Source organism: Methylobacterium sp. CM6247, from assembly GCF_054817925.1.
This window is the reverse complement of record NZ_JBTXKX010000003.1, coordinates 4,847,156-4,869,405: the sequence shown is the minus strand read 5'-3', so window position 1 is coordinate 4,869,405 and position 22,250 is coordinate 4,847,156. Positions and strand designations below refer to the sequence as shown.

At 63.6% G+C, this 22,250-nt stretch carries 24 protein-coding genes; 12 read left to right on the top strand and 12 right to left on the bottom strand.

Features of this window, described 5'->3' with window-relative positions; translation table 11 throughout:
- Position 1 precedes the first annotated feature (1 nt).
- The 6 genes from ACYQOP_RS24075 to ACYQOP_RS24050 all read left to right on the top strand — a co-directional run bounded on the left by ACYQOP_RS24075 (position 2) and on the right by ACYQOP_RS24050 (position 7,076).
- On the top strand, positions 2-1,420 hold the full coding sequence (locus tag ACYQOP_RS24075; RefSeq protein WP_461224584.1) for an RluA family pseudouridine synthase: 1,419 nt from the start codon (positions 2-4) through the stop codon (positions 1,418-1,420).
- A gap of 112 nt (positions 1,421-1,532) precedes the next feature.
- Positions 1,533-1,910, top strand: a complete 378-nt coding sequence (locus tag ACYQOP_RS24070; protein WP_405030573.1) for a hypothetical protein — start codon at positions 1,533-1,535, stop codon at positions 1,908-1,910.
- A gap of 7 nt (positions 1,911-1,917) precedes the next feature.
- Positions 1,918-2,631 (top strand): HAD-IA family hydrolase, encoded by a 714-nt coding sequence (locus tag ACYQOP_RS24065; RefSeq protein ID WP_207410563.1) that lies wholly within the window; start codon positions 1,918-1,920, stop codon positions 2,629-2,631.
- A gap of 76 nt (positions 2,632-2,707) precedes the next feature.
- Positions 2,708-3,496: an ATP12 family chaperone protein gene (locus ACYQOP_RS24060; RefSeq protein ID WP_461224581.1), complete on the top strand. Its 789-nt coding sequence runs from the start codon at positions 2,708-2,710 to the stop codon at positions 3,494-3,496.
- 116 nt (positions 3,497-3,612) lie between these two features.
- On the top strand, positions 3,613-5,145 hold the full coding sequence (locus ACYQOP_RS24055; protein ID WP_056430411.1) for an acyl-CoA carboxylase subunit beta: 1,533 nt from the start codon (positions 3,613-3,615) through the stop codon (positions 5,143-5,145).
- 749 nt (positions 5,146-5,894) lie between these two features.
- Positions 5,895-7,076: a calcium-binding protein gene (locus ACYQOP_RS24050; RefSeq protein WP_056430413.1), complete on the top strand. Its 1,182-nt coding sequence runs from the start codon at positions 5,895-5,897 to the stop codon at positions 7,074-7,076.
- Between the two features lie 353 nt (positions 7,077-7,429).
- Here the strand turns inward: ACYQOP_RS24050 and ACYQOP_RS24045 are convergent, their stop codons facing one another.
- Positions 7,430-8,278 (bottom strand): FkbM family methyltransferase, encoded by an 849-nt coding sequence (locus ACYQOP_RS24045; RefSeq protein ID WP_461224579.1) that lies wholly within the window; start codon positions 8,276-8,278, stop codon positions 7,430-7,432.
- A 419-nt stretch (positions 8,279-8,697) separates the two neighbouring features.
- Here ACYQOP_RS24045 and ACYQOP_RS24040 point away from each other — a divergent pair, with 419 nt between their 5' ends.
- Positions 8,698-10,044: an MFS transporter gene (locus ACYQOP_RS24040; protein ID WP_461224577.1), complete on the top strand. Its 1,347-nt coding sequence runs from the start codon at positions 8,698-8,700 to the stop codon at positions 10,042-10,044.
- Between the two features lie 81 nt (positions 10,045-10,125).
- On the opposite strand, the gene ACYQOP_RS24035 is transcribed toward ACYQOP_RS24040, so the two are convergent.
- Complete coding sequence (locus ACYQOP_RS24035; RefSeq protein ID WP_461224575.1) at positions 10,126-10,572, bottom strand: SRPBCC family protein; 447 nt, start codon at positions 10,570-10,572, stop codon at positions 10,126-10,128.
- A 263-nt stretch (positions 10,573-10,835) separates the two neighbouring features.
- On the opposite strand from ACYQOP_RS24035, the gene ACYQOP_RS24030 reads away from it, so the two are divergent.
- Positions 10,836-11,600 (top strand): alpha/beta fold hydrolase, encoded by a 765-nt coding sequence (locus tag ACYQOP_RS24030; protein WP_461224573.1) that lies wholly within the window; start codon positions 10,836-10,838, stop codon positions 11,598-11,600.
- 6 nt (positions 11,601-11,606) lie between these two features.
- Here the strand turns inward: ACYQOP_RS24030 and ACYQOP_RS24025 are convergent, their stop codons facing one another.
- From ACYQOP_RS24025 to ACYQOP_RS23985, 9 genes are all read right to left on the bottom strand, one after another.
- Positions 11,607-12,368 carry an ABC transporter permease gene (locus ACYQOP_RS24025; RefSeq protein ID WP_207410766.1) on the bottom strand — a complete coding sequence of 254 codons (762 nt, stop codon included), beginning with the start codon at positions 12,366-12,368 and terminating at the stop codon, positions 11,607-11,609.
- Positions 12,369-12,394: 26 nt separating this feature from the next.
- On the bottom strand, positions 12,395-13,321 hold the full coding sequence (locus ACYQOP_RS24020) for an ABC transporter ATP-binding protein (protein WP_461224571.1): 927 nt from the start codon (positions 13,319-13,321) through the stop codon (positions 12,395-12,397).
- A 149-nt stretch (positions 13,322-13,470) separates the two neighbouring features.
- Positions 13,471-13,956, bottom strand: coding sequence for a F0F1 ATP synthase subunit B family protein (locus ACYQOP_RS24015; protein ID WP_207410765.1), 486 nt, complete (start codon positions 13,954-13,956; stop codon positions 13,471-13,473).
- Between the two features lie 72 nt (positions 13,957-14,028).
- Positions 14,029-14,592 (bottom strand): F0F1 ATP synthase subunit B family protein, encoded by a 564-nt coding sequence (locus ACYQOP_RS24010; protein WP_207410551.1) that lies wholly within the window; start codon positions 14,590-14,592, stop codon positions 14,029-14,031.
- A 106-nt stretch (positions 14,593-14,698) separates the two neighbouring features.
- Positions 14,699-14,926 carry a F0F1 ATP synthase subunit C gene (locus tag ACYQOP_RS24005; RefSeq protein WP_018044493.1) on the bottom strand — a complete coding sequence of 76 codons (228 nt, stop codon included), beginning with the start codon at positions 14,924-14,926 and terminating at the stop codon, positions 14,699-14,701.
- Between the two features lie 90 nt (positions 14,927-15,016).
- Positions 15,017-15,772, bottom strand: coding sequence for a F0F1 ATP synthase subunit A (locus tag ACYQOP_RS24000; protein ID WP_018044492.1), 756 nt, complete (start codon positions 15,770-15,772; stop codon positions 15,017-15,019).
- 82 nt (positions 15,773-15,854) lie between these two features.
- On the bottom strand, positions 15,855-16,250 hold the full coding sequence (locus ACYQOP_RS23995; protein ID WP_207410550.1) for an AtpZ/AtpI family protein: 396 nt from the start codon (positions 16,248-16,250) through the stop codon (positions 15,855-15,857).
- Positions 16,251-16,454: 204 nt separating this feature from the next.
- Positions 16,455-17,108, bottom strand: a complete 654-nt coding sequence (locus ACYQOP_RS23990; RefSeq protein ID WP_056430592.1) for a DsbA family protein — start codon at positions 17,106-17,108, stop codon at positions 16,455-16,457.
- Positions 17,109-17,238: 130 nt separating this feature from the next.
- Complete coding sequence (locus ACYQOP_RS23985) at positions 17,239-17,730, bottom strand: DUF721 domain-containing protein (protein ID WP_056430444.1); 492 nt, start codon at positions 17,728-17,730, stop codon at positions 17,239-17,241.
- A 121-nt stretch (positions 17,731-17,851) separates the two neighbouring features.
- Between ACYQOP_RS23985 and mutY the strand changes: the two genes are divergently transcribed.
- Complete coding sequence (gene mutY, locus ACYQOP_RS23980) at positions 17,852-19,192, top strand: A/G-specific adenine glycosylase (RefSeq protein WP_461224567.1); 1,341 nt, start codon at positions 17,852-17,854, stop codon at positions 19,190-19,192.
- A 67-nt stretch (positions 19,193-19,259) separates the two neighbouring features.
- Here the strand turns inward: mutY and ACYQOP_RS23975 are convergent, their stop codons facing one another.
- Complete coding sequence (locus ACYQOP_RS23975) at positions 19,260-20,453, bottom strand: site-specific DNA-methyltransferase (protein WP_274534496.1); 1,194 nt, start codon at positions 20,451-20,453, stop codon at positions 19,260-19,262.
- Between the two features lie 644 nt (positions 20,454-21,097).
- Here ACYQOP_RS23975 and ACYQOP_RS23970 point away from each other — a divergent pair.
- The 3 genes from ACYQOP_RS23970 to ACYQOP_RS23960 all read left to right on the top strand — a co-directional run bounded on the left by ACYQOP_RS23970 (position 21,098) and on the right by ACYQOP_RS23960 (position 22,247).
- Complete coding sequence (locus tag ACYQOP_RS23970) at positions 21,098-21,403, top strand: septal ring lytic transglycosylase RlpA family protein (protein ID WP_018044485.1); 306 nt, start codon at positions 21,098-21,100, stop codon at positions 21,401-21,403.
- 213 nt (positions 21,404-21,616) lie between these two features.
- Positions 21,617-21,934, top strand: coding sequence for a polyhydroxyalkanoic acid system family protein (locus ACYQOP_RS23965; RefSeq protein WP_027172816.1), 318 nt, complete (start codon positions 21,617-21,619; stop codon positions 21,932-21,934).
- A gap of 82 nt (positions 21,935-22,016) precedes the next feature.
- Entirely contained in the window at positions 22,017-22,247 is a 231-nt protein-coding gene (locus tag ACYQOP_RS23960; RefSeq protein ID WP_461224564.1) for a hypothetical protein, read from the top strand.
- Positions 22,248-22,250 lie beyond the last annotated feature (3 nt).

Genomic DNA, 22,250 nt, shown 5'->3' with positions numbered 1-22,250 from the left:
GATGACCACCAGACCACCATCACGCGGCAATGCCGGACGTAAAGGTTCCGGCGCCGGCAAAGGCAGGCCGCCCGGCAGCGGCGGCAAGCCTTACCGTCCCGGCAAGCCCGGCGCGTTCCGCAGGCCCGACCGCGAAGGCACCGGCCCGCGCACCAGCGCCCTCGATGCTGCCCATCGCGCGGCGCAGTTGCGCGGCGAGGCCGACAAGCGCGCGCCCTGGCGCCCCGGCGATGCCCCGGAGACGCCGTCCGATGACGAAATCCCGGTGGCCCGTGCGCCTCGGACGCGGGCGCCCCGCAATGAGGTCGTGGAGAAATCGTTGGACGCGCCGCGTCCGCGCCGCGCTGGCGCCAAGTCCCCGGAACCAGTGGTCGAAGGACCGACCCGGCGCGAACAGCGCGCCGCCGCCTCCGCGACTTTGGCCTCCGGCGTACAGACACTGATCGTCGAGGAAGACGAAGCCGAAATGCGGATCGACCGCTTCCTCACGACGCGTTTCCCGCAGCTACCCTTCACCCGTGTTCAAAGCATCGTCCGCAAGGGTGAGCTGCGTGTGGACGGTAAGCGCGCCAAGCCGAACGACCGGCTCTTGCCGGGCATGAGCGTGCGCGTGCCGCCCCTCAAGCTCGACCCGGTGGCGGAACGACCGCGCAGTGTTGCGCGTGACGCCACCGATGCCGACTTCCTGCGCTCGCTGATCCTCTACGAGGATGCGGACATGATGGTGCTGAACAAGCCCTTTGGCCTCGCGGTCCAGGGCGGCTCCGGCACCGTGCGCCACGTGGACGGGCTGCTGGAGGCCCTGACCGGACCGGACGGGCAGAAGCCGCGCCTCGTCCACCGCCTCGACAAAGACACCGCCGGTTGCCTCATCGTCGCCAAGACACGCCTGGCGGCGGCGACCCTCGCCAAGAGCTTCCGCTCGCGGTCGGCCCGCAAGGTCTATTGGGCACTTACCGCGGGAGTCCCGCGCGTGCCCCAAGGCCGGATCTCGACCTATCTCGCCAAGGAGGAAGCCCCCGACGGCGATGCCCGAATGCGGGTAGCCCAGCACGGCGACGACGGCGCAGCCCACGCGCTCACCTACTACGCGATGGTCGACAACGCGGCGCAGAAGCTGTCCTGGCTCTCGCTGAAGCCCGTAACTGGGCGTACGCACCAGCTCCGAGCCCATGCCGCGCATATCGGCCACCCCATCGTCGGTGATCCGAAATATTTCAGCGTCGAGAACTGGGCGTTGCCGGGAGGCATCCAGAACCGGCTGCATCTCCTCGCACGTCGCATCGTCATCCCGCATCCGCGCACGCTGAAGCCGGTGGACGTCACGGCGCCCCTGCCACCGCATATGGCGCAGAGCTGGAACCTTCTGGGCTTCGACGCCTCGCGCTACGATCCCATCGTCGAGGCGCCGGAAGCGTGATCCGCTTTGGCCGCATCGGCGGAAAGCGTCCACGTATGCGCCTTGGCAATTGGGCGCCATGCCTTATCCTTGTGGTCGACCACACCCGTCGTTGCAGCGAGAAACAATGCCGATGACGTTCGCGACCATGGCCAGCACCGCCTTGATCGGCCTGTTCGTGTGCTTCGGATCAGCGTCGCTGACCGCCGAGGCTGCCGCGCAGGCGGCGGGTCCACAACAGACCCCGCCAAGTCCCGCGGTAAAAGCGGTTCCCGCTCCGGCAACGCAGAACCCAGCTCCGCCACCTCCCGCCGTCGGCCGCCATGGATCACAGGCGCGGGCGGGCGAACGCAGGCGGCGGTCCTATGCCAGTTGCAACCGGCTTTCGCACGCGCGCGGCCTGCGCGGCGGGGTCCGGCGGCGCTTTCTGATCCGCTGCAAGCTCGGCTACGAACGCCAGAAGCCAGGCCAAGCAGCGGCGCAACAACTGCAGCCAGGGCGTCAGCCGTAATGCGGCCATGCAGGACTCTTCCGTGAAGCTCGTCGTCTTCGACGTTGACGGTACGCTGGTTGATAGCCAGCACCTCATCGTTGCGGCCCAAGGCATGGCCTTCGCCGAGCACGGCATCGTTCCACCCTCGCGATCAGTCTCCCTTTCCGTTGTCGGCCTTTCACTGCCGCAGGCCTTCCGGCGTCTCGTAGGCGAGGATGGGCCTGTGGAAGGCCTGTCCGAGAGCTACAAGCGGGCCTTCAATACCTTGCGCCTGGATCCGGCCTATGAAGAGCCACTGTTCCCCGGAATGGGCGATCTGATCGAACGTCTGCATGCCCGAGACGATCTGCGCCTCGGACTCGCCACGGGGAAATCCCGGCGCGGTGTCGATCGGCTCGTAGAAAGCCATGGCTGGGGCGACGTCTTCGCCACCATCCAGACTGCCGACGACGCGCCATCGAAGCCCGACCCGGCGATGCTGCATCAGGCCATGGCCGCGGTTGGAGCACCGCCAGAGACGACAGTGATGATCGGAGACACCACCTACGACATGGATATGGCGGTGAGTGCCGGCGCGGCCGCCATTGGTGTCGCCTGGGGCTACCATCCGCCGGGAGCGCTGCTTGGCGCTGGGGCAGTGACCGTGGTCGAAACCGCTTCCGCGCTGGCAGATCTGTTCACGGGCGGCCTTCGGACGGTCACCGTAGACATGACGATTGCGGATCTTACCCGCGAGTAAAGTTCGCAACAGCCATTCAGTATCGCGCCGGCTTCCTGCTCGCAGGCTGCGAGACGATGCGCTAGAACCTCTCGCCATGAGTACAGACGATCCTGCCGATTGGCTTGGCGACGCCCCTCCGGTGCACGATCCGCACAAGGCCGTGCGCGAGCAAACCCGCCCCGCATTGCCGAAGCGGTTCTACAAAGTGGCCGGCCTCGCGGGTAGCGAGGAGGGATTTCGCCTGATTCTCGACGGGCGATCTGCCAATACACCGGCCCGTAATCCGCTGACCTTGCCGACCCGCTCACTCGGCGACGCTATCGCCGCAGAATGGGCAGCGCAGGCCGAGTTCATCGACCCCTCGACCATGCCGCTGACTCGCCTCGCCAACACCGCCATCGACGGGGTCGCTCCCCGCCGTGACGCGGTGATCGATGATCTCTCGGCCTATGCAGGGACGGATCTCGTCGCCTACCGCGCCGGAGACCCGGAACGTCTCGTGGCCGATCAAGCCCGTGCCTGGAACCCCGTGATCGACTGGGCGCACGAGACCCTGGGCGTACGCCTGATCCTCAGCGAAGGCGTGATGCATGTCACCCAGCCGGAGACGTCGGTGAACGCACTTCGCGCTGCAATCGCGGCCGTCGAAGGGCCTTTCCGGCTGGCCGCGCTCCACACGATGACGACCTTGACTGGCTCTCTCCTGATCGCCCTCGCCACGCTGCATGGACGTCTCACTCCGATGGAGGCCTGGGCGGCGGCGCATGTGGACGAGGCCTATCAGGCCAGCGTCTGGGGTAGCGATGCCGAAGCTGAGGCTCGGCATGCCCTGCGGAAGGCTGAATTCGAGGCCGCAGCGACGCTGGCAACCCTGGCTCGTTAAATTCATTTTCGCTGCCTTTCCCCCGTGCTAAGGCGCTTTTGAAGTATACCGCCAAGCCATGCTGTCGGACACGGCACGGCTTCACCCCCACGAACCCATCTCAAGGCTCACCACGCATGAAGGATATTCTCGAGAAGCTGGAAGAGCGGCGCGCTCAAGCCCGTCTCGGCGGCGGCGAAAACCGCGTCGTGGCCCAGCACAAGCGCGGCAAACTGACGGCACGAGAGCGTATCGAACTCCTCCTCGACCATGGGTCGTTCGAGGAATTCGACATGTTCGTGCAGCATCGCTCGACCGATTTCGGGATGGAGAAGCAGAAGATTCCCGGTGACGGCGTGGTCACCGGCTGGGGCACCATCAACGGCCGCACCGTGTTCCTCTTCTCCAAGGACTTCACCGTCTTCGGCGGCTCGCTCTCCGAGACGCATGCCGCCAAGATCGTCAAGGTCCAAGATATGGCGCTGAAGATGCGCGCCCCGATCATCGGCATTTTCGATGCCGGCGGCGCCCGCATCCAGGAAGGCGTCGCCGCTTTGGGCGGCTACGGCGAGGTGTTCCGCCGCAACGTCGCCGCTTCCGGCGTCATTCCGCAGATCTCCGTCATCATGGGCCCCTGCGCGGGCGGCGACGTCTACTCGCCCGCCATGACCGACTTCATCTTCATGGTCCGTGACACGAGCTACATGTTCGTCACGGGCCCGGACGTGGTGAAGACCGTGACCAACGAGGTCGTCACGGCCGAGGAGCTCGGCGGTGCCAAGGTCCACACCACCAAGTCCTCCATCGCCGACGGGTCGTTCGAGAACGACGTGGAGGCGATCCTTCAGATCCGCCGCTTGCTCGACTTCCTGCCCGCCAACAACATCGACGGCGTGCCGGAGATCGAAAGCTTCGACGACCCGCTCCGGCTCGATAAGTCCCTCGATACCCTGATTCCGGACAACCCGAACAAGCCCTACGACATGGGCGAGTTGATCCGCCGGGTGGCCGACGAAGGCGACTTCTTCGAAATCCAGTCGACTTATGCGCGCAACATCATCACCGGGTTCGGCCGCATCGAGGGCCGCACCGTCGGTTTCGTCGCCAACCAGCCGATGGTGCTGGCCGGCGTGCTCGATTCGGATGCCTCCCGCAAAGCCGCGCGCTTCGTACGCTTCTGCGATGCGTTCTCGATCCCGATCGTCACCTTCGTCGATGTCCCCGGCTTCCTACCCGGCACCGCGCAGGAATATGGCGGTCTCATCAAGCACGGCGCCAAACTCCTCTTCGCCTACAGCCAAGCCACGGTGCCGCTGGTGACCATCATCACCCGCAAAGCCTTCGGCGGTGCCTACGACGTAATGGCCTCCAAGCACGTGGGTGCCGACATCAACTACGCTTGGCCGACCGCGCAGATCGCAGTCATGGGCGCCAAGGGCGCGGTGGAGATCATTTTCCGCAGCGAGATCGGCGATACCGACAAGATCGCGGCACGAACCAGCGAATACGAGGACCGCTTCCTCTCGCCCTTCGTCGCCGCCGAGCGCGGCTATATCGACGAGGTGATCATGCCCCACTCGACGCGTAAACGCATCGCCCGGGCGCTCGGCATGCTCCGCACCAAGGAGATGGAGCAGCCCTGGAAGAAGCACGACAACATCCCGCTCTGAGCGGTGGTAGGCTTCCCACCGGGGAAGCCTATTCCCAGTGGCCCACCGCGAAGTGGATGGTGGGCCATGACATGGGGTGCGGGAGCCGCGATGACGTCTTCGGCCATCCCAATCTCGACCCCATCGTCAGGTGCCGCGGCACCTGACGATGAGAAAGGCTCCAGCCGGACCTGAGCGAACGAAAGAGTTCCTCAAGACCCACATACGCGGGGCACATCTGGATGAGGTGGTTCGATGGGATGGGCGAACGTGCTCAGCCGACCGGCCGCTCGAAGTTCCCTCCGTCCGGTCCGGGTGATCTGACAGCCGTCCCGGAAAGCCGCCATACCTACCAAAGGCTCGGCACTCTCACCCATATCGCGATTGTTCCCGGATGCCGCCAGGATGATCCGACGCAGGAGGGACAGATCGAGAGCCTGCGCCGATGGTTCGCGGCTTGCGCCGGCAAGGGCCGGCTAACAGCTCGCTGGGTTGGGTTGGACCGGAATCTCCGCTTTTGAGCTTCCCCAACGCCCCATCGTGGCAAGACAAACAGTACCTTTTCTTTCAAGGGCATTGTCAGCACTGCCGTGAACAAACCCGCAAATCGCTATCACCGGTTACCGGCTCATCAATACAGAAATAAACCGCTCCAACGATTATTGCCTTAAAAACAACCTGCCTCTCTTTTTTCAGTTGCAACCTCAAATTTGACCGCTACGCTCAACCTAGTGATCGAGATCCTTATTGGATAGATTCTAGGATTCGCCATGCCGACCATTAAAATCACGGTAGGTACAGGTTACAATGATGACGATTCCATCACTGTATTTCCTCCGCAACGGTATGACGACGATCCGGAAGCAGATATTTATGTCCGCTCCGTCGGGGTCGATGAGCGACTCGTGATTCGCGATAGCGATGGAGACGGGACAACGTTATTCTACTTTTCTGAAGATCGCTTGTCGCACCATGCTACGGCGTTTTCGGGAGGCTACGATTTCAACTTCTCCGACCGCCTTGGAAAAACGACACTCGAGGGCGGAAATTTCGCCGATGTCCTGACCGGTGGATCCGGCTCGGACAGTCTTCTTGGAGGGCTCGGAGACGACACGCTCAACGGTCGTCGCGGCAACGACGTGCTGGAAGGAGGCGCTGGCGCTGACATCTTGAACGGCAGCTTGGGAACCGACACGGCGAGCTACGAGCATTCCTCCGCGGGAGTCACCGTCAACCTGAGCACGGGCGTGAATCGAGGTGGCGATGCCGAAGGCGACGTCTTGATCAGTATCTCCAAGATCAATGGCAGCACCCATGGAGACCATCTCACGGGCAACGCCGCCGCCAACACTTTGATCGGCAACGGAGGAAACGACTCTCTTTACGGCCTAGGTGGCAATGACCGCCTCGTCGTTTCCGAGGATCCCGTCATCATCGACGGAGGCACCGGGAAAGACGTACTGATTGTCACGGGCGTTATCGAACTCACAAACAGCAACTTCAATAGTATCGAAAGGACCTACGTTCGGAACGGCGGTGATGTGTCGTTCGAGTTCGTAACGCAAGGTCAAACCATCGTATCTCAGACGACTTTGGAAAATAGCACTATCATCTATGGCACCCAGGGCAATGATTGGATCTTGTCCGGCGACGGCAACGACAGTATCACTGGCGGCGCCGGCAACGATAAGTTGTTTGCAGGTTCGGGCGAAACCATTTTCGGCTATACGGACAGTAATTTCGGCCGAGACAACATTTATAAATTCGAAGTCGATATCGATCGCCTTAATGTAACACTCATCGCGAAAAACTTCAGTGACATTAAAATTAAAGCGATCAACGGCGGGCAGGATACGCAAGTTACGTTTGCTGGGATTGCAGACCCTGCGCAGAAAATCATCTTGCACGATGTCGTGGCATCGAGCCTGACGGACGGTAGTTTTATTATCTAGCTGTTCCCACACGGCAACTTTACTGAAAGCATCAGCATGCGCCTGACAGGCAGGCATTGCCTCTTGCTACGAGTGCATTCCGGCGACGCAGTCGCCGGATCCTCGAGAGAGGCGCATTTTTACAATGGCCTTGGGGTACTGTACTCAAGCGGCGGTGTCGGTCGCGCCCCCTGAAGACGCCCTTATCGCTCGTGAGGCCATGTGGGGTATTCTGGCGGCAGGGTAGGTGGCTGGCGCTGAGCGGTCGATCGTGAGCGCAAAACTCCGTTTGGCCAAGCGTGGCAGTGTTTGTCCGTCGCCACCCTGACCGCGCGGTGAGCCAGCTCGAGCCATTCGAGTGGGCGACAATCGCTTCAGGCGCCTCTCAGCTCAAAGATCAGGTTCAGCCGCGTGCGGGCGATCTGGCGATAGCCGCGCGATTCGAGCAGGCCGACGAGGTTGATCTGCCATTGCGCCGTGCCATCCTCGATGAGGAGCAGGCGAGGGTGCAGGGAGACCGGCGCCTCACGAAAGAACGGCTCCAGGATCAGGTCCTCGGCCCCCTCCACGTCGAGCTTGATCGCATCGATCCGGGTGATGCCTTCGCCCTGGGCAAGGCCCAGAAGGGTGACTGCAGGCACTCGGATCTGTGCACCTTCGTTGGTGCCGACAATCTTCAGACTCGATTCGCCCCGGTTGCGCGGATCGACGAACAAGGTCAGTTCACCAGCCTTATCGGCCACCGCGCAAGCCACGGCCTTCACCGTGCCGAACGGGTTCTGGGCAATATTGTAGGTGAGCCGATCGAAGATGTCGGGTTGAGGTTCCACGGCTAGGATCCGCGCGCGGGGACCGGCGAAGGCGGCCACGGACAAGGCGTAGGCGCCGATATTGGCCCCGATATCGAGGAAGGTGCAGCCGGGCTCCAGCCGTGACGCCAGAAGCGCACGTTCTTCGGGATCGAAGAATTGCGGCGTGAACAGCACCTTCTTCTCACAATTGTTGTTGTAGGGGTGCAGCCGCATCCGTGCGCCAAGACGCTCCACGTCGAGGGGCTGACCCTGCAGCATTGTGATCGCGAGTCGCCTCAGCAGGAAGCCGAGACGCCGCCCCGCCCAGCTTTTGCCCGAGAGGTTCACCGTGCGCTTGGTGATGCGTGCCACAAGCCCCTTGGGCGCGTGGGTGCCGAAGGGCGGGATGCCGGAAGAATGCGTATCGGTCATTGCGCCGGGTGATGCCAGCCCGGCAGCCTGACGGCAAGCTTCTCCTGTCGTCCAGCACCGCCCCTGAAGCCTGCATAATCCGACGCCATGCCCACAAACGGCGCACGTCCCCGATTATCGACTGCGCAAACGGTTATCGGGGAGGCATCCTCCGCAGGACTGGCGCCTTCATGAAAAGGGTAGGGGAACAATGCAGCCCCAGGGAAAGCCGCAGTGACGGGCGGCCTTACGGAATCGCTTAGAGCTGGCACATACCATGCAGATGGCTTCAGGTGGGCAACGGCGCCTGCGAGAGACGCCTTCGATGACGGGCGGCTCGTGCTCACTGTGGCGTGAGCGACCAATCTCTCCCCACCCCGTTCATGGGGGCCACTCGCGAGGAGTGCCGGGAGATATCCGATCGCCTGGAGCCTCTCCGCATGCAGTCCCAAAAAGCGACCCGAATCGATCTCTTCAGTTTGGCCACGCCCCAGATGCGTGCCTTCCACATCACCTGGCTCGCCTTCTTCGTCTGCTTCTTCGCTTGGTTTGCCGTCGCTCCGCTGATGCCGGTCATCAAGGGTGAGTTCAAGCTGACCAACGATCAGGTCTACAATATCAACATTGCCGCAGTCGGTATCACCATCCTGGTTCGCCTCCTCATAGGTCCCATGTGTGACCGATTCGGGCCGCGCCTGACCTACACGGGTCTGCTGACCCTCGGTGCGATTCCGGTGATCGGCATCGCCTTCGCCAATTCCTATGAGAGCTTCCTGTTCTTTCGCCTCGCCATCGGCGCCATTGGGGCGAGTTTCGTCATCACGCAGTTTCATACCTCGGTCATGTTCGCACCGAACGTGGTCGGTACGGCCAACGCCACGGTCGGCGGCTGGGGCAATGCCGGCGGTGGTGTCACCCAGAGCGTGATGCCGCTGATTCTGGCGGCCCTCGTCAGCATCGGCGTCGAGAAGACGATGGGCTGGCGCCTGTCGATGATCGTGCCCGGCGTCATGATGCTGGTCGTGGCATTCCTGTATTACCGCTTCACGCAGGACACGCCCGAGGGCAACATCACCGAGCTTCGTGCGCGCGGCGTTTCGGTTGACGCCGGCAAGAAGGGCGGCTGGGCCGTCTTCAAACAGGCGATGGCGAACTATCGCGTTTGGATGCTCGCGATTACCTACGGCGCCTGTTTCGGCGTCGAGATCTTCATCCATGCGGTAGCGGCGACGTATTATGTCGAACGATTCAGCCTCGACCTGACCCAGGCCGGAATGGCGGCCGGCAGCTTTGGACTTCTCGCTCTCTTCGCCCGTGCGCTCGGCGGCATCGCGTCGGACCGGGTCGCACGTAAGAAAGGCCTCGACGGCCGCACCCTGCTCTTGTTCGTGCTGATGGTCGGCGAGGGTCTCGGCCTTCTCGCTTTCGCCTATGCGGGGTCGGTCGCGCTCGCCGTCATCGCCATGCTCGCCTTCGGTCTGTTCACCCACATGGCCTGCGGCGCGACCTATGCCCTCGTACCGTTCATCGATCGCAAGGCGCTGGGCGGTGTCGCCGGCATCATCGGCGCGGGTGGAAATGTCGGCGCCGTGGCGGCTGGATTCCTGCTCAAGGGGGTCGGCAACCTGCCCGGCGCGCTGTTCATCCTCGGCATCGCCGTGCTGATCTCGTCGCTCTGCGCAATCTCCGTGCGCTTCTCGCTCACCCATAAGGAAAACGAGCAGAAGCTGTACGACGAAGCGGTCGCCCAACGCGCCGTCGCCAGCGGCCAGCCCGCCTTCGCCTAGATCGCTCATCACATCCGCAACAAGGGGAGCAGCGACGCTAGTCGTTGCCCCCTTGTCGGCTTTAGACCCCGCGGCGCTCGTTTAGGCCAGCGAGGCGTGAAGCTTCTCGAAGCGGTCGCGCCAATGCAATCGATAGGCGTTGCGTACGTCCACGCTGACGATCCGGCGGTGCGTTAATGTGATCTCCGTGGCTTTGTCACCCACCGACAGAAGATCGACCTGCACGATAGTCTCGCCGATGCGCAGCATCTCGTTCGGCCCGTCATAAGTCCAGGTCTGATGCAGGTAATGCCCGCGTCGGATCTCTTCAAAATGACCGGTAACCGCGTGAAGCGCGCCCGCCTCATCCCGTCCACGCAGCAGGAATGTCCCCCCGACCCGTGGGTCGATCTCCACATGTTCCGCCACGGTTCCAACCGGCGCCATCCAGCCTCGCGCGAGCAATGGGTCCGTCCAGGCTCGGAAGACGTCCGGCTGCGGGGCGCGCACCACGTGTTTGAGAACGACGACGGGAACGATCTGAATCATGGGCCGTCCATATCCTGAAAGATCGAGCCGCATGGCACGCCCTGAATCGTTTAGCTGGGGCGGCCAGATCGTTCTTCGCCCCGCAAGTTCCGTGCGGCAAGGGGAGGAAGATGGTTGGAGCACGATGAGGACAAGGGAAAGGCCGTCCTGTCACCCCTCTGATCACTCGCGCCTTGCCTCAATGCCGCTCAAGGACGATTTTGGCGACCGATAGGCATGGCCCTCGGGCCGCCATCGACCTTCCGACAGGAGCATGCAGCGCGATGCAGATGTTCGATTCCGACGGGACCACCATCGCCTATATCGACGAGCCGGCGAAGGGAGGCAGCGGTGATCCGATCGTGCTGATCCACGGCTTCGCCTCCAACCATTCCGTGAATTGGGTCAATACACTCTGGGTGAAGAGCCTGTCCGAGGCGGGGCGCCGGGTCGTCGCTCTCGACAATCGCGGCCATGGCGAGAGCGAGAAGCTCTACGCGCCGGAAGCCTATGGCTCCGACATCATGGCGCAGGATACAAGGCGGCTCCTCGACCATCTCGGTATCGAGCGCGCCGACATAATGGGTTATTCCATGGGCGCGCGGATCTCGGCCTATCTCGCACTCGACAACCCGGAGCGGGTGCGTTCGGTGCTTTTAGGGGGCCTCGGCCTGCATCTGGTGGAGGGAAAGGGCTTGCCGAATGGCATCGCCGAGGCTCTGGAGGCTCCGGCTGGCGAAAAGGCGCCCAATCTCACGGCTGCTGCCTTCCGTACCTTCGCCGAACAGACCAAAAGCGACCTTCGGGCGCTCGCCGCCTGTATGCGCGGCTCACGCCAGACCTTGTCACGGGAGGAAGTCTCTCAGATCGAGGCTCCCACTCTTGTCACGGTGGGCACCCTCGATACTGTAGCGGGCTCGGCCCCGGCTTTGGCGGCACTCATGCCTCATGCGAAGAGCCTGGAACTTCCCAACCGCGATCACAGCACGGCTGTCGGCGACAAGCTGCACCGGCAGGGCGTTCTGGCCTTCCTCGACGAGCGGCCGTGACGGCGATCAGCTTTTCAGCCGATAGCCGGTGCGGAAGATCCACGTGACGCTGGCAAGGCAAAGGGCGAGGAAGATCAACGTCATCGCGAGGCTGATCTCCACCCCGACATCGGACGTGCCGAAGAAGCTCCAGCGGAAGCCGCTGATGAGATAGACCACCGGGTTCACGAGACTCACCGTCCGCCAGAAGGGCGGCAGCATCTCGATGGAATAGAAGCTGCCGCCGAGGAAGGTGAGTGGCGTGACGATGAGAAGCGGCACCAGTTGCAGCTTCTCGAACCCATCTGCCCATAATCCGATCAAAAAACCGAACAGGCTGAACGTGGTCGCGGTCAGCAGGAGAAACGCTACCATCCAAAGCGGATGCTCGATCCTCAACGGTACGAACAGGGCCGCCGTCGCCAAGATGATGAGGCCGATCAGGATCGACTTCGAAGCCGCGGCCCCGACATAGCCGAGCACGATCTCCAACGGCGAGACCGGTGCCGACAGGATCTCGTAGATCGTCCCGGCAAAGCGCGGGAAGTAGATGCCGAAGGATGCGTTGGCGATGCTCTGCGTCAGCAACGAGAGCATGATCAGGCCTGGCACGATGAAGGCGCCATAGGCGACTCCATCCACGGAAGCCATGCGTGCACCGATCGCTGCGCCGAAGACCACGAAATACAGAGAGGTTGCGATGACCGGAGCAACGATACTCTGAAGGCCCGTGCGCCAGAAACGCGCCATTTCGAAGAGGTAGATGGCGCGGATCGCCGGCCAATTCATCGCAAGCGGATTCATCGGGGCGACCTTCATGCCTGCTCCCTCACGAGATCGACGAAGATGTCTTCGAGGGAACTTTGGCTCGTGGAGAGATCGCGAAATGGGATTCCCGCCGCAGCGAGGTCGGTGAGCAAAGTCGTGATGCCGGTGCGCTCGCCCTTGGTATCGTAGGTGTAGACGAGCTCCTGACCATCCGCCGATAGCGCGAGGCCGTGTGGGGCCAATTCGACCGGCAGGGCAGGGAGCGGAGCCTGCAATTGCAGAGTCAGCCGCTTTTTGCCGAGCTTGCGCATCAGCTCGGCCTTCTCCTCGACCAAGATGATCTGCCCTTTTCGGATCACGCCGACTCGGTCGGCCATCTCTTCGGCCTCGTCGATGTAATGCGTCGTGAGAATGATGGTGACGCCTTGGTCACGCAGCTTCCGCACCAAGCGCCACATATCCTGACGCAGTTCCACGTCTACGCCTGCGGTCGGCTCGTCCAGGAACAGGATACGCGGCTCGTGGCTGAGGGCCTTGGCGATGAGTACGCGCCGCTTCATGCCACCGGACAGCGTCATGATGCGGCTGTCCTTCTTGTCCCATAACGACAGGTCACGCAGCACCCGCTCGATATGACCAGGGTCGGCCTTCAAACCGAACAGTCCCCGGCTGAAATTCGTTGTCGCCCAAACCGTCTCGAACGCGTCCGTAGTGAGTTCCTGCGGCACGAGGCCGATGGCTCTTCGCGCATTACGGTAGTCTTTTGCGATGTCGTGGCCGTCCACCGTAACGGTGCCGCCGCTTGCCCGGACGAGTCCGCAGACGATGCTGATCAGTGTCGTCTTACCGGCGCCGTTGGGGCCGAGCAGGGCGAAGATTTTACCCCTAGCGATATCGAGGTTGATGTCCTTCAGGGCATGGAGACCCGATGCGTAGACTTTGGACAAGCCCGCGATGGAGATGATAGGCGGCATCGAATCTCCGTGGATTATTTTTCTTCGGAGCGACTAACGGCGCTGCCATACCATGGAGATGGGTGCTGCGGACGAGTGTGAAGCGGCACGCCGGAGAACAAAAAAGCCGCCTTGCGGCGGCTTTCTCCGAACGTCGATGGAGGTAACACTCAGGCCTGAAGGCGCCCCTTAACCTCGTCCAGGCTGGAGCGGACGAGCGATAGAGCCGCATCGCCCCGGAGGCGCTCCCGCAGGATCACCTCGGACACCTTTACGGCAGCATCGGCGGCGGCGGCGCGGACCTGCGCGGTCGCCTGAACCTCGGCCTGGGCAATCTTGGTCTCGGCCGACTTGGTGCGGCGAGCAATGAACTCGTTCAGACGGGCGTGGCCCTCGTCGGCGATGCGCTGGGCCTCTTCGCGGGCTCCGGCGACAATCGCTTCGGCTTCGGACTCAGCCTGGCTGCGGCGCTTCTTGTAGTCGGCCAGCACCGTGGCGGCCTCCTCGCGCAGACGGCGGGCCTCGTCGAGTTCGGAGCGAACGCGGCGGCCGCGGGTGTCGAGGGCCTTGGTGATCTGAGCGAAGCCGCCGACCTTCCACACGACGCCCATGAACAGGACGAAGGCGACGGCGACCCAGAACTCGGCATCCAACAACATTCTCGTCGTCCTATTTCGTTGGCGTCCGGCAGGGCAGGGCCGGACCGGTCACGTCTGCTGCAGGCGCACTCAGTGCGGGATGGCGACGCGGTTCAATGCGGTATCGAGGCTGGCCTGGTCGGGAGCCGTCCCGGTGAGGCGCTCGACAATGGCGGAGGCCGTTTCGCCGGCGATGGAGCGAACGCTGCCCATGGCTTCGGCGGTGCGGGTGCGAATCGTGGCTTCGGAGGCGGCGATCCTGTCGTTGAGCTCGGCCTCGAGCGTCTTGCGACGGGCTTCAGCCTCGGAGCTCAAGGCAGCGCGGGTCTCGGTGGCGATGGTGCGGGCCTTCGCCTGGGCATCGGCCAGCGACTTCTCGTAGGCGGCTCCGGCTGCCTCGGCCTCGGACTTCATGCGCTGGGCCTCGTCGAGATCGGACGAGAGGCGCGTGGCACGGTCGTGCAGGATCGCCTGGATGCGGGGCAGGGCCACCTTGTCCATCAGGTAATAGAGCAGGCCGAAGGCCAGTGCGAGCCAGATCAGCTGCGAGAGAAAAGTATGGCTCTCGAAGGGCGGAAAGCCGCCGCCATGTTCGGACGCGGGCGATGCCATGATGCCTTCATGGGTTGCGGTCGGATGGGCCGGCTGAGCCATGACGTCCTTCGCTCAAAGTAAGTTCGTGAATGAGGACCGGGCGCGCGTCCAGAAGAATGGGGCGCCCGGTCCGGGTCTGCTGTCGGGTCGACGAACGTCGTCTGACTTAGACGGCGAACAGGAGGAGCAGCGCGACGAGCAGCGAGAAGATGCCGAGCGCTTCCGTCAGCGCGAAGCCGAGGAGCAGGTTGCCGCGCTGGCCGTCAGCGGCCGACGGGTTGCGAAGGGCACCGGCGTAGAACTGGCCGAAGAGATTGCCGAGGCCGATGGCGGCACCCGCCATTCCGAGGCAGGCGAGGCCGGCACCGATGTACTTAGCGGCTAAGGGATCCATCAAATTGCTCCTGGTGTCGGTTCGTTCGTTGCGTGGAGAGAAATCCGGCCGCAACCGCGGACCGGGGACGGAAGGGGATACCGCCGGGGCCTAGTGGCCGGGGTGGAGGGCGTCGCTGAGGTAGATCGAGGCGAGCGTCGCGAAGACGTAGGCCTGCAGACCGGCGACGAGGAACTCGAGGGCCGTCACCGCGACGCTGAGAGCCAGCGGCAGCGGCGAGATCGCACCCCAGGCACCCGCGGCGAGAAGCGCCGGCACGAAGCCCGCGAAGATCTTGAGGGCGATGTGGCCGGCGAGCACGTTGGCGAAGAGACGCACCGCGAGGCTGATCGGCCGCGAGACGAAGGAGACGATCTCGATGGCGACGATCATCGGCATCAGCCAGCCCGGCACACCCGAGGGCACGAACACCTTCAGGAACTTCGTGCCGTGGGCCATGAAGCCGTAGACGATGACGGTGGTGATCACGAGGAGCGCCAGCGCGAAAGTCACGATGATGTGGCTTGTCACGGCGAACGCATAGGGGATCATGCCGAACATGTTCAGAACGAGGACGAACATGAACAGGGAGAAGATCAGCGGCATGAACCGCTCGGACCCGTGCCCGGCCGACTGACGGAGGGTCGAGCCGATGAACTCGTAGAACACCTCGGCCACGGACTGCATCCGGCCCGGCACCACCGAGCGCTGCGCCGTCGCCACGATCGTGATCAGCGCGATGATCCCGACAGCGGCGAACATGTACAGCGCCGACTGGGTGAACGCGATTTCCTGATTGCCGATATGACCGAAGGATACGAGCGGCTTGAGCTCGAACTGGTGGATCGGATCCATCTTTACGGCCATTGCCGCTACCGTCCTTCTGTCCACGAGCGGGCGAGATGCCCGCTTTGCCTCAGGACCGCTCGAAAGCGGCAAAATTCGCCGATCAGGACCGTTCCCGATCCTGGTTCTTGTCGACCGCGTTTTTCGCGGCCGGCCTCGAGAGCGAGCCCGAGACACGCATGACGTTATAGACGCCGGTTGCGAAGCCCAGCATGAGCAGAACGATCAGACCCCAGGGCTTCGTCCCCAGAAACTGATCGCACAACCAGCCGAGAATGCCTCCGGCGAGGACACCGGCGATGAACTCCGTGGAGAGTCGCATCGCCAGGCCCAAGGATGACGCCCCGTTGGAGCCACCGGCACCCGACGAGGGGCGAGAAGGAGCGGCGGGCCGCTTCTCCTCGATCCGCTTCTCGAGATGCTTCAGTCTCGCCGAGAGATCCTCGTCCGGCTTCTGCCGTCCATCTCCATTCCCATCCCCTGCGTCGTTACCGCTCACGGCGAAAACTCACATTGGCGAGAGTGGAGGGAACCGGCCTGAAAACCCCGTCAAGCGCGGCGCACCATAGTTTCGCCTATCTTGAGTGTCAAGGCGCGCCGAATAGGCCTTAAGTTCCTGTAAAATATAGACAAACAGGCCCTCGCGATGATCCTGAACGATGCGCCCCATGCATGAAGGACAATCGGAGGCCAAGCTTCGGTCTCAGGCACCCAGAATCGGCTTGATGACCTTCTCCATCCCGTCGATCGTCATCTCGCCCTTGAAGCGCTCGCCGTTGATGAAAAAGGTCGGCGTCGAGTCGACTTTGAAGGTGTCCAGCCCCTTCTGCTTCACCGCGTTCACGGCAGCGTAGAGCTTCTGATCCTTGAGACAGGTCTCGAATTTCTCCTTCGAGAATCCGGCTTGCCGCAACATCTGCTCCAAGGCATCCACCGGCGATTGCGGCTTCTGCACGTAGGCCCAGCCCTGCTGCTGGTCGAACAGCAGATCGGTGATGGGATAGTATTTCGCGTCGCCGTCGCAGCGGGCCAGCATGAAGGCCGCGGTCGCCAGAGGATCGAGCGGAAACTCTCGCAGCGTGAAACGGACCTTGCCGGTGTCGACGTAGCGCTCCTTCAAAGCCGGCCAAGTGTTCTTGTGAAACGCGGCACAGTGCGAGCAGGTCATCGAGGCATATTCGATGATCGTGACCTTGGCGTCCTTCGGCCCCAGCCACACGTCGCCGAGGGGGCCGGGCTCCATCAGGGAAGCGAGGTTCGCATCCTGGGCGAAGGCATCGAGGGTCAGCCGGGGCAGGAGCGCGGCCGCGCCGATGGCCATGCCGGTGAGTTTCAAAGTGTCGCGACGGGTGATCATGATGTCGACGGGCTCCGCTCGAAGATCCGATCCATGCGGCTTGCGGTAGAGACCTGCGAACAATCTGACAAGACGGGACCTGCGGTCCCGCTTCCATGCGCCGCGACACGGATGGTGTCGGAAGTGAGATTCAGCGAGATTGCGGTGGTGAGGAAGCCACGATCGCCACGCCGAGCCTATCGAGGGCGTCACGCAACGCGTCGTCGCCGATGGACGACACGGCCAGGGCGACTTCCCCGCGCTTCACCGGATCGAGGGGCGGCACGACCCGCTTGCGAACGGCTTGATGAACGCGCCCCTGCTTGAGGACGAGCTTGCCGATGCAGGCCCAGCCATAATGGGCGTTGATGCGCTGGATCACCACGGGAGCCAGATGCTGCAATTCCAGGGCGAAGACGCCTTCCACGCGCACCACGAGCGTGCCTGGATCCGGCCGGCCCTGCTCCTCCCGCTTGGCACGGCGCGGCCATTCGAGCTTCGAAGGCTGACAGAAGCGGGCGAGGCGCTCGCCGACGATATCGGGCCAGGCTGCGAGGATATCGGTGGAGGCGAACCCCTGCGCGGCGAAAGCCGGTCCGATACAGGTCTCGATCAGCTCGGCGAGGGGTTTGATGCGGGCCATGAGCTCCGAGAGTTTCCGATGCGGGCGGACGCCGCATGATAGCCCGAACGGCGTCGGCTTTCGAATGCTTTGATCGTTCGCCGCCACCCTGTATGGACGGGCGCCCAACACGCCGGATCTCATGTCGCGGGATTTCATGTCACCGGACTTCACGGCAGCGACCGGTTCTTCTGTTGGAGGCCCGCAGGCCGCCGATCTCCTTTCATGGTACGACCGGCATCGCCGCGTCCTCCCTTGGCGCGCCCTGCCGGGGGAAGCTCCGGACCCCTATCGGGTCTGGCTGTCCGAGGTGATGCTGCAACAGACCACGATCGCGGCGGTCAAACCGTACTTCCTGCGCTTTCTCGAACGCTTCCCCTCCGTGGAGGCCCTCGCGGCGGCGCCGGAGGAGAGCGTCATGTCGGCTTGGGCCGGCCTCGGCTATTACTCCCGCGCCCGCAACCTCCATGCCTGCGCCAAGGCGGTCACGGAAGCCGGCGCCTTCCCCGATACGCTCGACGGCTTGCGCAAGCTGCCCGGGATCGGCGCCTATACGGCCGGCGCCATCGCGGCCATCGCCTTCGACAGGCAGGAAGCGGCAGTGGACGGCAACGTCGAGCGGGTGGTGACCCGGCTCTTCGCAATCGAGACGCCGATCCCCGCCGCGCGTCCCGAGATCCGACGGCTGACGCAGAGCCTCGTCCCGGCGCAGCGGCCCGGTGACTTCGCCCAGAGCCTGATGGATCTCGGTTCGACCATCTGCACGCCGAAGCGACCGGCCTGCGCCCTCTGCCCCTGGATGGCCCCCTGCGAGGCCCGCACCCTGGGGCTGCAGGAAACATTTCCGCGCAAGATCAAGAAAACCAAGGGCGTCGAGCGCTATGGCGCCGCCTTCGTGGCGATCCGTAGCGGCGACGAGGCCGTATTACTGCGGACCCGCCCCCCCGAGGGGCTGCTCGGTGCCATGGCGGAGCCTCCGACCAGCGCATGGGAGAGCGGTTACGACGTCGCCCAAGCCCTGCTCGACGCTCCGTTGGACGCGCGATGGAAGCGGCTGCCGGGCGTGGTGCGCCACGTCTTCACGCATTTCCCGTTGGGACTGACCGTCTTCGTCGCCCGCGTCGGCCTCGCCACGAAGGCACCGGCCGGCATGCGCTTCACGCCCAGACGCGACCTCGAGGAGGAACCGTTGCCCGGCGTCATGAAAAAGGTGCTGGCCCATGCGTTCGATCCGAAGCCCGAGGCCGTGAAGCGCGGACGGCCGAAGGCCATGCGGGCGGTCCAGGACACGCCACTCTTCGCAGAAGTCGAGGCTCCGCCGCCCGAGCCGCGCCCGAGCTTTCGCCCAGTGCCCAAGCCGGTGCCGCGCGCGGTGGCAAAGCCGCCGATCGAGGACGGGGAGGGGTTTTTCAACGAGCCGGAGGAATCGCCCCCGCCTGTGGCGCCGCGCAAGCGCGGCAGGCCGAAAACGCGTCCTCGATAGGACAAGCGCGAACCCTCACCCTGCGGGAGAAGCCGGCTCGCGTCCGATCCTCTCACCGTTGAGAGAACTAGGCGGCCGACCCCATCGCGGCCCGCATCCGGCCCCGGAACACGTCGATCAGAACCAGTTTTCCGTCACGCTTGGCGTGCCAGAAATCCCACCCATTGCAGGAGGGGAAGCCCTGGACGAGGGCGCCGATCTTGTGGATCGAGCCCATGGCCGGCCCGACCATCAACGTCCCGTCGGGACGTACCACGGCTTCGTGGCGACCGCGCGCATCGGTGAGGATCTCACCCGCGCGGATATGGCCGGCCTCGATCACGCTGAGGAAGGCGACGCGTGGCTCGGCCCGCTTGGTCGGGGCGACGAGGAGGGCGGCCTTGGACAGCGGCTCCACGGCGTCGATCCGGGCGCGGGCCGCCTCGGCATAGACCGTCTCCCGCTCGATGCCAATGAAGCGCCGGCCGAGCCGCTTGGCGACGGCCCCGGTGGTACCCGTGCCGAAGAACGGGTCGAGCACCACGTCGCCGGCATTCGTCGCCGAGAGCAGGGTCCGGGCGAGCAGGGCTTCGGGCTTCTGGGTCGGGTGGACCTTCTGGCCATCGGCGCCTTTCAGGCGCTCGTCGCCGGTGCAGAGCGGGATGAACCAGTCCGAACGCATCTGGACGTCGTCGTTACCGCCCTTCAGCGCCTCGTAATGGAAGGTGTAGCCCTTCGATTCCGCCGAGCGGGAGGCCCAGATCAGGGTTTCGTGGGCATTGGTGAAGCGCTTGCCGCGGAAATTCGGCATCGGGTTGGCTTTCCGCCAGACGATGTCGTTGAGGATCCAGAACCCGAGGTCCTGAAGCACCGAACCGACGCGAAAAATGTTGTGGTAGGAGCCGATGACCCAGAGGGTCGCGTTCGGCTTCATCACCCGGCGGGCAGCAGTGAGCCAGGCACGGGTGAACTCGTCATAGGCAGCGAAGCTCGAGAACTGGTCCCAGGCGTCGTCGACGGCGTCGACCCGGCTCTGGTCGGGCCGCAACAGCGAGCCGTCCCCGAGTTGGAGATTGTAGGGCGGGTCGGCAAAGACACAGTCGACGCTTGCCGCCGGAAGGGCGTTCATGGCGGCGATGCAATCCCCGACGAGGATTTCGTCGAGAGGGAGACGCTGGGCGGCGGGTACGAGACCCATCCGCGGCGCCGACACGAGTCGCCCGGTACGCGAGACACTTTTCCGGGCGACGGTGTCGGCAACCGCGGTACGCAGGGAAGCCATGGCAAACACCGGTTACGCGACTGACCGGCAGACCATGGGGCCGTTAACGTAAAGGGCAGGTTGCCGGGGTGTAGACAATGCGTCTCGATTTGGGGCTGCAGATTTTGCCTACCCGCTCCAATACTGACGAATTTCCATCTCTTGCTTAATAAATTTAACTATCTGTTCACCATGAAATCACGGTCGAACGTATATCAACCAGCCGATCTGGAGTTCGACTTGGAACTTCGTCCGAGCCCGTCGCGGATGCTTTCAGCCCACGCGCACCCCATCGGCAGCCATTCCCGTATCGTCAGGGTCACGGGCGACGCGCGCCTCCCATGCACCGCACGCCGGGTTACGGCGATGTCTCGCCATCAATGTGGCGGGCAGTGACGGCGTTGGAGAACGGGACCAGACCTGTCAACGACCGCCTCCATCCGCTCTCAATATAGAATTTCAGCGCACGCCCGATTTGCAATATCTTTAGATTTTATTCACACATCCTGAGACCACCGAAGGCTAATGGAGGCAGGCCTTGCCACATTCTACTGATCTCATTTCAGCCTTCATTGGCTCTATGTTCCGCAGCCTCTGCAACAACAAAGGGAATGCGGATGAATATGAAGCCTGTTCGTTGGACCGCTGCCGCTATTGGAACCGCCATGTCTCTCGCCGCACTCAGTGCACCGGCCGCAGCCCAATCCGGCGCGGCCTCCTGGTACGGCAGCGGTCGCAAGACCGCGAATGGCGAGCGCTTCAATCCGAACGGGATGACCGCCGCCCATCGCAGCCTGCCGTTCGGCACCCGTGTCCGGGTCGAGAACAAGCGCAACGGCCGCTCGGTGGTGGTGCGCATCAACGATCGCGGGCCCTTCGTGCGCGGCCGGATCATCGATCTCGCCAAAGGCTCTGCCCGAGCGCTCGGCATGGGCGGCACGACCTACGTCTCGCTCAAGGTCGTGAACTGACGCGGAACCCGTGACGTCATGGGCATGCCAGAGGATGGCGGTGCCGGGTCGCGACGACGTGTGGCATGCCTCATCCTCCTGATGCCGCATGGTGATTCCGCGAAAGGCGGGTTTCACTGCCGCGCTTGATCAACTAAGGGGCCGGTTGCCGTTGCATGGATGGCGATCGGCCCCATCTTGACGGCTGGATGCGTGTTTGAGGATGGTTCCCCCATGGCAAAGCCCCTGATCGTCGAGATTCCCCACGAGATCGGTCCCGTCGAGGCGAAACGGCGGATCTCGAGCGGGCTGGACAAGGCGAAGGCGGCCTGCGCCAAGGCCGGAATCAATGTCGAACACATGACCTGGACAGACGACCGTCTGAACTTCGCCATGTCCGCCATGGGCCAGAAGGTGGACGGCGAGGTCGACGTCCTTCCGGAGACGGTCCGTATCGAAGTGCGCCTGCCGATGCTGCTGGCCCTGTTCGCCGAGCGGATGAAGAAGATCATCGGCAAGGAAGGCAACCAGCTCCTGATCAAGAAGGGCTGAGGAGCGCCATCGGGGGAACGGCAACGGGCACTCGCCCGTTTCCAGCCCTCTCCCGAAACTTCGCGAGCAGGTGGCGCCGCCCATGTCGAATCCAGGCCCGATAGATCCCGCGCCCATCCCGGAAGCTCCGGTTCCCGATACGCCCTACGAGGCCCCCCAGACGCCGCCGCCGGCTCCAGGGCCGGATATCCCCGCGTCGACGCCGGCCGAGGCGCCCACCGAGAGCCCGACGGAGATCCCCGTGATCGATCCGAGCCCCGCTCCCGTGTCGCCCGGTCCGTCGCCAACCGGCCCGGCTAACCCGACGATGTAGCCT